The organism is Streptomyces sp. NPDC059373 (genome assembly GCF_042751495.1).
Taxonomy (GTDB): domain Bacteria; phylum Actinomycetota; class Actinomycetes; order Streptomycetales; family Streptomycetaceae; genus Actinacidiphila.
In genome coordinates, this window is record NZ_JBHYXC010000023.1 from 111,858 (window position 1) to 123,096 (window position 11,239).

The window sequence follows — 11,239 nt, forward strand, 5'->3', positions numbered from 1 at the left end:
AGAGGCCGGCACGGTGCCGGCCGAGCGGTCGAGGAGGACCCCATGAAGCAGTACCTGCTCAGCGTGATGCAGCCCGAGGGCGAAGGTATGCCCGCACCGGAGGTCCTGGCGGAGATCGGGCGGGACCTGGAGGTCTTCCACCAGGAACTGAAGGCCGCCGGGGCGTGGGTGTTCGCCGGGGGGCTGCACTCCCAGAGCACGGCCACCGTGGTGCGGGTGAAGGACGGGGACGTGCTCATGACCGACGGCCCGTTCGCCGAGGGCAAGGAGTACCTCGGCGGGCTGTGCATCATCAAGGCGCCCGATCTGGACGCCGCACTCGAGTGGGGCCGCAAGGCGGCGCGGGCGACCACCCTGCCGATCGAGGTGCGGCCGTTCCAGGGTGAAGTGGAGGACTGATGACCGCCATTCCGGGCGCCGGTGACCTGCCCGCCCCGGATGTCGAGCGGGTCTTCCGGGCGGAGTACGGCCGGTCGGTGGCCGTCCTGGTCCGGGTCTTCGGTGACATCGACGTCGCGGAGGAGGCGGTCCAGGACGCGTTCACCAGGGCACTGCAACAGTGGCCGGCGAACGGCCTCCCCCCGAGTCCGGCCGGCTGGATCATCACGACCGCGCGCAACCGGGCGATCGACCGCCTGCGCCGGGAGGCCTCCCGGCAGGACCGGCATGCCCAGGCCGCCCTGCTGCACGCCCGCGACGAACCGAACGAGGAGGGCTCCGTGCGCGACGACCGGCTTCGGCTGATCTTCACCTGCTGCCACCCCGCCCTCGCCACCGGCGCCCAGGTCGCGCTCACGCTCCGGCTGCTGGGCGGGCTCACCACCGCCGAGATCGCACGCGCCTTCCTGGTACCCGAACCGACGATGGCCCAGCGGCTGGTCCGGGCCAAGGGCAAGATCCGCGATGCCCGGATCCCCTACCGGATTCCGTACGAGGCAGACCTGCCCCAGCGGCTCCGGGCCGTGCTCGCCGTCGTATATCTGATCTTCAACGAGGGCTACGCGGCGAGCTCGGGGGAGCGGCTGATCCGCGAGGACCTCGTCACGGAGGCCGTCCGCCTCGGACGGCTCCTCACCGACCTCATGCCCGACGAGCCGGAGGCCATGGGGCTGCTCGCCCTCATGCTGCTCGCCCAGTCACGCAGGGTCGCCCGCTCCACCCCGGACGGCGAGCTCGTGCCGCTCCCCGACCAGGACCGCGGCCTGTGGGATCGCGAGCTCATCGCCGAAGGCCAGGCCATCGTCCGGCGATGCCTCCGGCTGGGCCGGCCCGGTCCCTATCAGATCCAGGCGGCCATCAACGCCGTACACAGCGACGCCCCGACCGCGGCCGTCACGGACTGGCGGCAGATCCTCCGGCTGTACGACCAACTGCTGGCGCTCACCCCGAGCCCCGTCGTGGCCCTCAACCGCGCGGTCGCAGTGGCCGAGATCCACGGTGCGCAGGAGGCGCTCGCCCTCGTCGACGACCTCGCGCCCGGTCTCGACAGCTATTACGTGTTCCACGCCATCCGCGCCGACCTGCTCCGGCGCCTGGGCCGCAACGCCGAGGCGGTGCCTGCGTACGAGGCGGCCATCGCCCGCACCGAGAACAGTGCCGAACGCGCGTTCCTTCAGCGAAGCCGTCAAGCCCTCACCAGGGCCTGACGAAGTCTCCCGGAATCAGCGACGAGCGCGGGCCAGCAACGCCGCGTGCGGCAGCGTCAGCATGCCGTCGGCATCGGCGAACTCCGAGCTGAACACCCCGAAGTGCCGCTTGATCTCGGCGCGCGTCCGCGGACTCTGGCTCTGCACGAGCTGCCCGGTGAACGCCACGCCGGCCTCGGGACCGCTCCACCATTCCTCGGCGCCGGCCCGGTGGTCCCACCGCAGCGTTCGGCACGCGGCCTCGCGCAGCCCCACGGACTGCAGCAGGCCGGTCAGGCCGTTCTCATCACGCGGGAAGTCGTCCTTGGGCTCGAGCGCGGGCAAATGGGACGGCCGCACCGCACCCGCGGCTTGGATTGCCCGGCCGAGCAACGCCTGCCCCGCGGCAGGAGGCGTCGGCCAGATCGTCACCGCAACCCACCCGTCCGGTCGTACGACGCGACGCAACTCGGCCAGCGCGGCCCCGGGCCGGCCCACATGGTTCAGCACGAAGTTGCCGACGACGGCATCGAACTCCCCCTCACCGAAGGGAAGTTCAGGCAGCGCGGCGACATGGAACTCCACCGCGGCCGCCGCCCTCCCGGCCAGCTCGACCATAGTCGGCTCTGCATCCACCGCCGTCACCCTCGCCCCCCGGGCATGCGCGGCCACAGCGACCGTACCGGGCCCGGTCCCCACATCCAGCACCCGCACGCCCGGCCCCACCTCGGCCGCGTCCAGCAACTCCGGCACCGGATAAGCACACAGCTTGGCGAAGCTTCCCGCGTACGCGGCAGCCCGCCCCGCCCACATCCGCCGCTCACTCTCATCGAAGTCCGTCACTACCCCACCCCTCCTGATTCCCCACGAAGATCAACGCAGCTGCCGACCCTAACCCAGACCGTCTCACCCGCCGATGTAATAGTTGACTCTCAGAAAGTGTGAGAGGAAACTCTCAGATTATGGAACCCAGCAATCGGCTCGGCGATATCGAGATCACCGATCCGCAGGCGATGCGGGCATTGGCACATCCGGTGCGGCTCGCGATCCTCGAACGCCTCCAGCGGCACGGGCCGGCCACGGCCACGCAACTCGCCCCCCACGTGGGGGCAACCCCCTCTGTGACCAGCTGGCATCTGCGGCATCTGGCAGGCTTCGGGCTGGTCCGCGATGCCGAGCCCGGCCCGGACCGTCGGCAGCGGCGCTGGGAAGCGGTGGCGCGCGGCTTCCGGTTCGAGGTTCCGGAGGATCCGGACGACGAGGAGGGCAGGTCGGCTGCGCGGGTCCTGTCCCGGGAGATGTTCCTGCGCGCCGGCGATCTGGCGAACCGGTGGGCAGCTGAGGTCGAGCCCGAGCTCGAGCCGGCGTGGTGCAGGCTTGCGGGTCTGGCCAACACCCGCGTCGTCGTCTCCGCTGAGGAACTCGCCGTCATCGAGGACGCGATCGAGGGCATTCTCGCGCCTTACGTGACGCGCGACCCAGCCGCGCGGCCGGTCGACGGCCGTGGCGTCCGGCTGTTGCGGTACGTCCTACCGGAGGGTGCCGAGAAGCGGATCGGCGGTACGCCTTGAGCGCCGCGGACCCGGCCATACCCGTATCACTGTGGCGTGATCGACGGTTCCGTCGATTCTGGGCCGGCCAGTCGATCTCGCAGTTAGGCGACCGGATCACCGAACTGGCCCTGCCGCTGATCGCCGTGGGTGCGCTGCGCGCTTCGGCCAACCAGGTGGCCTGGCTGACCGCGCTCATCTGGACCCCGAACCTGCTCGCGATCGTCCTGGGTGCCTGGGTCGACCACCAGATCCACAAGCGGCGCCTGATGGTGCTCGCCGACCTGGTGCGCGCCGCAGTACTGCTCTCCCTCCCGGCTGCCTCTCTGTTGGGGACAGTGACGCTGGGTCAGCTGTATGCCGTGGCGCTGCTGACCGGAGCCGCCGGGGTGCTCTTCAACACCGCCTATCCGCCCTTCTTCGCCCACCTGGTGCCGCGCTCCTCCTACGTCGACGCGAACAGCAAGCTCAGTGCCAGCCGGTCCGCGTCCTACGTCGCCGGCCCGGCGATCGGCGGAGCTCTGGTCCAGGCGTTGACCGCTCCCGTCGCCGTCGTCGTCGACGCCCTGTCGTTCCTGGCGTCTGCGGTCATGGTCGGTCGCGTTTCGATCGACGAACCGTCGGCGGCCGATGACCAAGCGGCACCCTCGCTGCTGCGGCGTTCCCGGGAGGGACTGGCGTTCGTCGTCCGTCACCCGGTGCTGCGGGCAAGCCTCGGATGCGCGACGACCGTCAACTTCTTCACCTTTGTCGCCGGCAGCGGACTCATCGTGCTGTTCTCCAGCCGGAACCTCGGACTCTCCGCCGGATTCATCGGCGTGGCCTTCGGGATCGGTGCAACCGGCGCGCTCCTCGGCGCAGTGATGGCCCCGAAGGTCTCGCGACATCTCGGCCTGGGGCGCACCATCGCCGTGGGCGCCGTGTTGTTCCCGGCACCGATCGCCATCGCCGCCGCTGCGGGCGGCCCCCTCTGGGCTCGTGCCGGAGCCTTGGCCGCAGCCGAGTTCCTCTCCGGCGTCGGCGTCATGCTCTTCGACGTCAACCTCAACTCCCTCCAGGCCGACGTGATCCCCGACGGCATGCGCAGCCGCGTCGCCGGCGCCTACAGCACGATCAACTACGGCATACGCCCCATGGGCGCCATCCTCGGCGGCGTCCTCGCCACCCTCGTCGGCCTCCGGGCGACCCTTCTCATCGCTGCCGTCGGCGGAGCTCTGTCGCTGCTCTGGCTGCTGCCCTCGCCGATACCACGCATCCACTCCCTGGCTCCCGACAACCCGGTAGCTACGGACCGCGACACGGACGCGGACAATCGACCGCTGCCGTGCTGAGGTAACGGGTCGCCCGGCCCGAACCTCCGCCCTCTTGGTTCCCCGCGGGCGGCGACATGCCGCGGATATGCCTTGACGGGCATATACTCGGGGAGGAATATAGGAGCCGTGTCCGTCGATGCGTTCTCCGTGCTGTCCGAGCCGACCCGGCGCCGGATTCTCGACCGGCTCCTGGTGGCCGAGAGCAGCGTCAACGAGTTGGCCGAGGCGCTCAGTGTCAGCCAGCCCACGGTGTCCAAGCAGCTGAGGGTGCTGAGGGAGGCCGGGTTCGTCACCTGCCGCACGGAGGCGCAGCGGCGCATCTACCGGATCCACGCAGGGCCCTTCCAGGCCTTCGACGACTGGCTTCAGCCGTATCGCGCCCTGTGGGGCCGGCATCTCGAGGCGCTTGAGCGCCACCTCGACAACCTGGAGCAGTCATGAGCCCCGACGCATTCCGCCCGAGCCCACTGGCCGACGTCGACTGCGAGGCGACGGAGGACCGCTGGACCCTCGTCTTCACCCGCGACCTGCGCCACTCGCCCGAGAAGGTGTGGGCAGCGCTGACCGAGCCCGGACAACTCGCCAAGTGGGCGCCGTACACCGCCGACCGCAACCTCTCCGAGGCGGGCGACGCCACGCTCACGATGATCGACGACGAGAAGCCGCAGGACATGGCGGCCGTGGTGGTGCGCGCGGAGCCGCCGACGCTGCTGGAGTACACCCTCGGCACCGACCTGCTGCGCTGGGAACTGGCTGCCACCGACGCCGGTTCCCGGTTGACGCTGCGGCACACGGTCCAGGACCGCGACTGGATCCCGAAGGTCGCGGCCGGCTGGCACCTCTGCCTCGACGTGGCCGAGAAGCTGCTCGAGGGGCACCCGATCCCGCCGATCCGCGGCGCCGCGGCGGCCGACTTCGGCTGGTCCGAGCTCAACGACCAGTACGCACAGAAGTTCGGCATCCCCAACACCGGCATGCCCGAGCACCTGAGGGGTGAGGACGAGCCGTCCTGAATCGGGCTGCGGACTCAGTGGTGGAACAGTCGCAGGCCGCTGCGGACGAGGGTGATCCGATGCTCGCGGCAGGCGTCCTCGACTTCCGAGGACCGGACTGATCCGCCCGGCTCGGCGATGTAGCCGACGCCGTGACGGTGGGCGTGGTCGACGTTGTCGCGGAACGGCAGGGCGCCGTCCGAGACGAACGCGACGCCGCTCAGGCCCGGCAGCCACTGGGTGCGCTGCTGGTCCGTCAGCTCGGGTACGGGTTCGGACAGTGCCGTCGACAGGCGCGTGCGCTCATCCGGGGTGAGGTCTCCCTCGATGAAGCGGATCTGCCAGTTGATACGGTCCTGGCGCCGGATATGCGACTGGAAGGCGAGTGCCCGCACTGCCGGGTGGCGTCGCAGCCACCAGGTGTCGGTCTTCGCGCCGGCCAGGCGGGTGCGGTCCACGCGGGACTGCTGGCCGGCGCCGATCCCCAGAGTCGCCCCGCCGCGCAGGTAGCACACGGAGTTGGACTGGGTGTAGCGCAGAACGGCCAGGCCCAGCAGAAGGTCCTGCGCAGCTGCGGTCGGCAGTGTGCCGCACACGACGTTTTCCAGAAGGGCGGTGGAGAGTGTCGCATCGTCCCGTTGCTGGGAGAGCCGCAGCCCGAACACCTCACGTGCCTCGTGGCGTGGAGGTGCGTACGCCGTGTCCGCTTCCATGACCAGAAAGCGGCCGTGCTTCTTCCTGCTGAGCGTCGCCACGGTGCCGGGAGCGTAGCCGGGAGCGATGATGCCGTCGCACACCACGCGGGTCAGCAACTCGGCGAGCTCGGTGTCGACCGGATGGGAGACAGCGGCGAAATCTCCGTAGGAGGACTTCGGATCGGCGTCGCGGGCCCGCAAGTAGGCGCTGGTGAGCATGCCGACACGGTCGCGGTCGATGCCGTAGAGGTCGGCGATGACCTCGTCGACGGGTCCGGCAACTGCTGCTCCGGCGGGGGAGACGTGCTTGAAGGAGGCGGCGGTCGGCCGGTTCAGGGCCCGGCTCGCCTCCGACACGAGCTGCCAGCCGTTGAGTGCGTCGAGCATGTTGATGTAGGACGGGCTGCCCTGCAGGACTCGTACGGGCCACTGGCCGGTCCGCACCGGTTCGGCAGCGGCTGGCTGCTGCTGGGGGTTGATTCCGTACCGCAGATCCACGTCATGGCCTCCTGTGTCAGTTGGACATCACTGACGCAGACGCCCAGGCGGTCGACGTTCACGCGGGAATGCAGCCGCTCCCCGGTGGTGGTCCACCCTCGCCAGTCGCGGCCGGACATGATGCTACCCGCGTGGCGTTCTCCTCGGTCCGCTCGGTCCGCTCGGTCCGCTCGGTCCGCCGGTCATGCCGCCTTCGCCGGGTCAACGGGCCAGGGTGAGAACCACCTCGTCGATCTCCTTGCCGCGCCCGTTCGCAAAACCCCGCTCGTGGCCGGTCACCACGAATCCGCACTTCTCCAGGACCCGTATGGAGCCGCCGTTGTCCGCAGCCGCACGGCCTCGCAGTGGACGCTCCGACACGACGCCCAGCAGCCCCCGCAGCGCGGCCGTCGCCGCTCCACGGCCCCAGTGCTCCCGCCCGATCCAGTACGTGACCTCGCGCTCCTCGGGCGGCCCGTACACCGCGGCGTGCCCGACGATCTCACCGTTCTCGCCGACGACGGTACGCATGACGACGTCGGGATCGTGGCGGATCCGTGCCCAGTGAGCCTCGAACTGGTGGCGGTCCGAGGGATCCTTGGCGGTGAACGCCGCCATCCGAATTCCCTCGGGGTCATTCGACTGGGAGTAGAAGACCGGCAGATCGCCGTCCCGTACTTCTCGCAGCGTGACTTCCATCGGAGCCCTCCCGTAGCGATCGTGAGCGGTCACGTGCCTCGAACAGCGCCAGGTTCGCCCGGTTGTTTCCGAACGGCCAGCCGCCCGGCCCTGCGTACGACAAGCGCGGATACGCCTACCCCGGCGCCGCGGCCGCCGCCGCGGTCTGTCCGACTCCGGCAGTATCCAGCAAGGCCGCTGCCGTGGCTGTGCCGATGCCGGAGAGTGCCTCGGCCCGTACGACGGCGCGGGCGCTCGCGCCGTCGAACACGATCGTCAGCTGCGCGGCCAGGGTTTCCGGATCCCCGGCGTCGGCGGCGATGAGCTCGGCCCGGAAGAAGTCGGTCAGGCGCTGCTTGAAACGGCGCGCGACCACGCTGCCCGGATGCTCGGGGTCCTTCAGCTCCACCGCCGCGCTCACGAAGGGGCAGCCGAGGAAGTTGCCCTCGGCGGCTATGCGGTCCTGCCGCTCGAACACGGTCAGGATGCGCTCGCGCGGCGAACGCTCGTCGTCCGGGCCCGGCAGCAGGGCGGCCTGGTAGGCCGGGCCGCGGCTGGCGAGGCTCTCCGCGATCACCTCGTCCTTGGACCGGAACAGCTGGTACATCGACTTCTTCGAGACGCCGGCGGCCTTGCACAGCGCGTCGACGCCGATGCTCATGCCATCGCGGTAGAAGAGTTCGCCCGCGGCGTCGAGCAGTCGCTCGCGGGGTGTCGCCGAGGTCGTCATGGCATTGAGGGTACCGGCTCGGCTTGCCTTCGGAAACTGATCGGTTTACGGTGGTGGAAACCGATCAGTTTCCATCATTTCCCTGGAGTCGAAGTGACCACTCTCGAAGGCGCCGTCGTACTCGTCACCGGCGGCAACCGCGGCATCGGCAAGGCGATCGTGGACGACCTGCTCACCCGTGGCGTGAAGAAGGTCTACGCCACCGCGCGGAACCCGCAGCCGAGCGGCGACGCCCGCGTCGTACCGCTGGCTCTGGAGGTCACCGACCCGGCCTCGGTCGAGGCGCTGGTGGCGGCCGCTCCCGACGTCACCGTGCTGATCAACAACGCCGGCGGCAGTTCACCGGACACCTACCTGGACGCACCGCTCGAGGACATCCGGAACGTCTTCGAGACCAACTTCTTCGGCCCGCTGAAGGTGACCCGGGCCTTCGTCCCGGTGATCGAGCGCAACGGCGGCGGCCACATCCTCAACGCGCACTCGGCGCTTTCCTGGGTCGCTTGGCATGGTGCGTACTCCGCCACCAAGGCCGCGTTCTGGCTGCAGACCAATGCCATTCGGCTCGAGCTGCTGGACCGTGGCATCGGCGTGACCGGCCTGCACATGGGGTACGTCGACACGGACATGACCGCGGCGGTGACCCAGCCCAAGTCGAAGCCGGCCGACATCGCCAAGGAGGCGCTGGACGGGATCGAGAAGGGCGCGTTCGAGGTGCTCGCCGACGAGACCTCCCGCCGGACCAAGGCCGCCCTGTCCGGCGACATCGCCGACCTCTACCCGCAACTGAGGGCCTGACCGGCCTCTGGCCTGCGCTTCCTCACCGGCACGCGAACAGCCGAGGCCAGTGGCCCGCAGGTCACCGGTGCTCGGTCACGCCCTCGGCGATGAGGGAGATCCCGATGCCCAGCATCCAGACGTCCTTGGCCAGCGGGATTCCCTGCTGAGTGGGGCGCAGGCTGCCTTCCTCGCGCATGCCCTGCGTACGCAGGTAGAGACCGAGCGTGCTGAGGGAGAATGCTGTCAGCGCGGCCCCGGCGACCGCGGCGGGGACGACCGGCACGAGCAGCGCGGCGGCGACCGCGAGCTCCCCGGAGGAGAGCAGCCCGGCGAACTTCTGGGGATCCAGCTTGCCCAGGAACGGGTAGGTGGTGGTGGCGAACTGGTGCAGTCCCTCAGCGGTGGCCTGGTCCGCGCCACGTTTGGACAGTCCGGAATTGAGGATGAACGCGCCGGCCGTGAGTCTGAGTGGCAGTTGCCGCGCTGCGGAGCGCCATGCCGAACTGAGTGCCATGCCGAGACCTCCCAACCCTTGCCCCCACCTACCACCCTGTCATCCGTCCGAAGCATGTCAAACCGGGAGCGGTCGCCGACGGTGGCCGGGGCGCCTGGGCGATCGTCCTTCGCACGTTCCCGGATGCGTCGGGCGCGCCTTCGCGGAGTCGGCGGTGTAATGTCGGAATTCAGCAGTCGTGGTTCCGAAGTACCCGTTCGCCCGTGGTCACGATCGCGGGTGATCTTGCTTTTCAGCGTCTCCGGACCAGGCGATCACCTCCGGACCCTGAATCCCCGGGTCCGTTCCGAGCCGTCTTGAAGGAGACACTGATGGCTACCGGCACTGTGAAGTGGTTCAACGCCGAGAAGGGTTTCGGCTTCATCGAGCAGGACGGCGGCGGCGCCGACGTCTTCGCCCACTACTCGAATATCGACGCCCAGGGCTTCCGCGAACTGCAGGAAGGCCAGAAGGTCGAGTTCGACGTCACCCAGGGGCAGAAGGGCCCGCAGGCCGAGCACATCCGCCCGCTGTAGTCCCGAGCCCACGGTTAGCCCGCTGCCCCGCACCATGATGGTGCGGGGCAGCGGTACGTACGCGGCCCGGATCTTCGGGGCCGGGTAACTCGTCAGCTGCTGGGGAACACCTCGTAGTCCGACAGCTGGCCGGCGCTCCATCCCGTGTTGGCGGTGATGTTGGCCCGTACGTATCTCGCGGTGGTGGCGGTGAGGGTGATGGTCACCGTGTTGTTGGTGTTCGGGTCGAACGTGTATCCGGCCGAGGCCTTGATCGTCGAGAAGTTCGACCCGTCCGTGGATCCCAGCAGCGACAAGGTCTGGGTGCGAGCGCCCCATGCCGTCGGGAGCTTGAGGACGACCTTGCCGATGCTGGAGTTCTGGCCGAGGTCGACCTGGGCCCATTGCGGGAACGAGCCGTTGGTGCTCTCCCAGTACGTCGACGGGTCCGCGTCGGTGAGGTTCGAGGCGACGTACGTGCTGTTGCTCGAACTCGCCGATGCCGGCCGGCCGGCCGCGATGTTGGTGGTGCTGCCGGAGCCAGTACTTTCGGCCGGGTAGGGCGGGTAGACCGGAGCCGGCCACGATCCGCAGTACGGTGTGCCGCTGATGCCGGAGTTGCCGCCGCCGTCGGTCACCACGAAGTTCCCGCCCTGGCAGCTGTACACCGGCGATGACGCACCGATGCCGGTGGCTGTGACGTTGGTGAACTTGGCTGCGCCGCCGGTCTGTTCCTGCAGGGCGAAGGTTCCGGTGCCGGCGATGGTCACGTTGTTGAGGTTGACCCCGCTGATGGTGCCCTCGACCCACTGGACCGCTTCGTACGGGCTCTGCTGGATCAGCGCGTTGGTCACGTTGATCGGGCCGGTGATCGCGCCCTGGCTGCCGTCGAACCACAACGCCCCCACCCCGAACTGCCAGTTCGGGTCGAGGCTGCCGTCGCGGACCAGGGTGTTGTCGGACACTGTCGTCTTGCCGACGGGGGTCGACGTGAAGCGCTGCCCCACGTGAATTCCGCCGCCCTGGGTGAGACCGGTGTCCTTCACCAGATTGCCGCTGACGGTGTTGTCGTGGCCGCCGTAGATCGCGATGCCGTTGGCGAGGATCTGCAGTGACACGGTGTTGTTGGAGATCGTGTCGTTGGCGTCGGCGCCGATGGTGGAGTCGGCCCAGGTGGCGATGCCGTCGTCACCGGTGTTGCGGATCTCGCTGTTGGTGACTTTGGAGTTGGTGACGGCGCCGTGGAAGTTGATGCCGTCGGCGGTGGTGTCGCGGATCCGCACCCCGCTGAAGGTGAGTCCGTCCATGGGCCCGTCCATCCAGGCACCGACCTTCATGTGGTCGATCCACAGGCTCGAGACGGTGGAGTTGCTCATCGCGCCGCCGATGCCGTT

The 11,239-nt window shown here is 69.3% G+C and carries 14 protein-coding genes and 1 riboswitch; of the genes, 8 read left to right on the plus strand and 6 right to left on the minus strand.

From position 1 onward, the window contains the following. The first annotated feature begins 42 nt into the window (after positions 1-42). Complete coding sequence (locus ACFXJ5_RS27025; RefSeq protein WP_384636196.1) at positions 43-399, plus strand: YciI family protein; 357 nt, start codon at positions 43-45, stop codon at positions 397-399. Then, positions 399-1,646 carry an RNA polymerase sigma factor gene (locus ACFXJ5_RS27030; protein ID WP_384636199.1) on the plus strand — a complete coding sequence of 416 codons (1,248 nt, stop codon included), beginning with the start codon at positions 399-401 and terminating at the stop codon, positions 1,644-1,646. The genes ACFXJ5_RS27025 and ACFXJ5_RS27030 overlap by 1 nt, the downstream gene beginning before the upstream one ends. A gap of 15 nt (positions 1,647-1,661) precedes the next feature. Here ACFXJ5_RS27030 and ACFXJ5_RS27035 read toward each other — a convergent pair whose 3' ends face one another. Beyond that, positions 1,662-2,468 (minus strand): class I SAM-dependent methyltransferase, encoded by an 807-nt coding sequence (locus ACFXJ5_RS27035; RefSeq protein WP_384636202.1) that lies wholly within the window; start codon positions 2,466-2,468, stop codon positions 1,662-1,664. Positions 2,469-2,587: 119 nt separating this feature from the next. Here ACFXJ5_RS27035 and ACFXJ5_RS27040 point away from each other — a divergent pair, with 119 nt between their 5' ends. The 4 genes from ACFXJ5_RS27040 (at position 2,588) to ACFXJ5_RS27055 (ending at position 5,501) form a co-directional block, all read left to right on the plus strand. Then, the gene (locus ACFXJ5_RS27040; protein WP_384636204.1) at positions 2,588-3,196 is read left to right on the plus strand and encodes an ArsR/SmtB family transcription factor; all 609 of its coding nucleotides are present in this window, start codon (positions 2,588-2,590) and stop codon (positions 3,194-3,196) included. Beyond that, complete coding sequence (locus ACFXJ5_RS27045; RefSeq protein ID WP_384636207.1) at positions 3,193-4,506, plus strand: MFS transporter; 1,314 nt, start codon at positions 3,193-3,195, stop codon at positions 4,504-4,506. Before ACFXJ5_RS27040 ends, ACFXJ5_RS27045 begins: the two co-directional genes overlap by 4 nt. Positions 4,507-4,614: 108 nt before the next feature. Further along, positions 4,615-4,929, plus strand: a complete 315-nt coding sequence (locus ACFXJ5_RS27050) for an ArsR/SmtB family transcription factor (protein WP_384636210.1) — start codon at positions 4,615-4,617, stop codon at positions 4,927-4,929. Next, the gene (locus ACFXJ5_RS27055) at positions 4,926-5,501 is read left to right on the plus strand and encodes an SRPBCC family protein (RefSeq protein WP_384636213.1); all 576 of its coding nucleotides are present in this window, start codon (positions 4,926-4,928) and stop codon (positions 5,499-5,501) included. The genes ACFXJ5_RS27050 and ACFXJ5_RS27055 overlap by 4 nt, the downstream gene beginning before the upstream one ends. A 14-nt stretch (positions 5,502-5,515) precedes the next feature. On the opposite strand, the gene ACFXJ5_RS27060 is transcribed toward ACFXJ5_RS27055, so the two are convergent. The 3 genes from ACFXJ5_RS27060 to ACFXJ5_RS27070 form a co-directional block, all read right to left on the minus strand. Further along, positions 5,516-6,673, minus strand: a complete 1,158-nt coding sequence (locus tag ACFXJ5_RS27060; protein WP_384636215.1) for a phosphoribosylaminoimidazolecarboxamide formyltransferase — start codon at positions 6,671-6,673, stop codon at positions 5,516-5,518. A gap of 34 nt (positions 6,674-6,707) precedes the next feature. After that, positions 6,708-6,792: riboswitch (ZMP/ZTP riboswitch) on the minus strand. 82 nt (positions 6,793-6,874) lie between these two features. Beyond that, positions 6,875-7,351 carry a GNAT family N-acetyltransferase gene (locus ACFXJ5_RS27065; RefSeq protein WP_384636218.1) on the minus strand — a complete coding sequence of 159 codons (477 nt, stop codon included), beginning with the start codon at positions 7,349-7,351 and terminating at the stop codon, positions 6,875-6,877. 115 nt (positions 7,352-7,466) lie between these two features. Continuing rightward, entirely contained in the window at positions 7,467-8,060 is a 594-nt protein-coding gene (locus ACFXJ5_RS27070) for a TetR/AcrR family transcriptional regulator (RefSeq protein ID WP_384636220.1), read from the minus strand. A gap of 93 nt (positions 8,061-8,153) precedes the next feature. Between ACFXJ5_RS27070 and ACFXJ5_RS27075 the strand changes: the two genes are divergently transcribed. Next, entirely contained in the window at positions 8,154-8,855 is a 702-nt protein-coding gene (locus ACFXJ5_RS27075) for an SDR family oxidoreductase (RefSeq protein ID WP_384636223.1), read from the plus strand. 61 nt (positions 8,856-8,916) lie between these two features. Here ACFXJ5_RS27075 and ACFXJ5_RS27080 read toward each other — a convergent pair whose 3' ends face one another. After that, positions 8,917-9,351 (minus strand): hypothetical protein, encoded by a 435-nt coding sequence (locus ACFXJ5_RS27080; RefSeq protein ID WP_384636226.1) that lies wholly within the window; start codon positions 9,349-9,351, stop codon positions 8,917-8,919. A gap of 311 nt (positions 9,352-9,662) precedes the next feature. Between ACFXJ5_RS27080 and ACFXJ5_RS27085 the strand changes: the two genes are divergently transcribed. Beyond that, positions 9,663-9,866 carry a cold-shock protein gene (locus ACFXJ5_RS27085; RefSeq protein WP_127353763.1) on the plus strand — a complete coding sequence of 68 codons (204 nt, stop codon included), beginning with the start codon at positions 9,663-9,665 and terminating at the stop codon, positions 9,864-9,866. A gap of 92 nt (positions 9,867-9,958) precedes the next feature. Here ACFXJ5_RS27085 and ACFXJ5_RS27090 read toward each other — a convergent pair. Next, positions 9,959-11,239, minus strand: a 1,281-nt coding sequence (locus ACFXJ5_RS27090; RefSeq protein WP_384636229.1) for a discoidin domain-containing protein, incomplete at its 5' end; no start/stop codon positions are given.

What these genes read in the sequence shown, in the direction of transcription:
- ACFXJ5_RS27025 (WP_384636196.1), top strand. Translation starts at nt 43, where the DNA reads ATGAAGCAGTACCTGCTCAGCGTGATGCAGCCCGAGGGCGAAGGTATG.
- ACFXJ5_RS27030 (WP_384636199.1), top strand. Translation starts at nt 399, where the DNA reads ATGACCGCCATTCCGGGCGCCGGTGACCTGCCCGCCCCGGATGTCGAG.
- ACFXJ5_RS27040 (WP_384636204.1), top strand. Translation starts at nt 2,588, where the DNA reads ATGGAACCCAGCAATCGGCTCGGCGATATCGAGATCACCGATCCGCAG.
- ACFXJ5_RS27055 (WP_384636213.1), top strand. Translation starts at nt 4,926, where the DNA reads ATGAGCCCCGACGCATTCCGCCCGAGCCCACTGGCCGACGTCGACTGC.
- ACFXJ5_RS27065 (WP_384636218.1), bottom strand. Translation starts at nt 7,351, where the DNA reads ATGGAAGTCACGCTGCGAGAAGTACGGGACGGCGATCTGCCGGTCTTC.
- ACFXJ5_RS27070 (WP_384636220.1), bottom strand. Translation starts at nt 8,060, where the DNA reads ATGACGACCTCGGCGACACCCCGCGAGCGACTGCTCGACGCCGCGGGC.
- ACFXJ5_RS27080 (WP_384636226.1), bottom strand. Translation starts at nt 9,351, where the DNA reads ATGGCACTCAGTTCGGCATGGCGCTCCGCAGCGCGGCAACTGCCACTC.
- ACFXJ5_RS27085 (WP_127353763.1), top strand. Translation starts at nt 9,663, where the DNA reads ATGGCTACCGGCACTGTGAAGTGGTTCAACGCCGAGAAGGGTTTCGGC.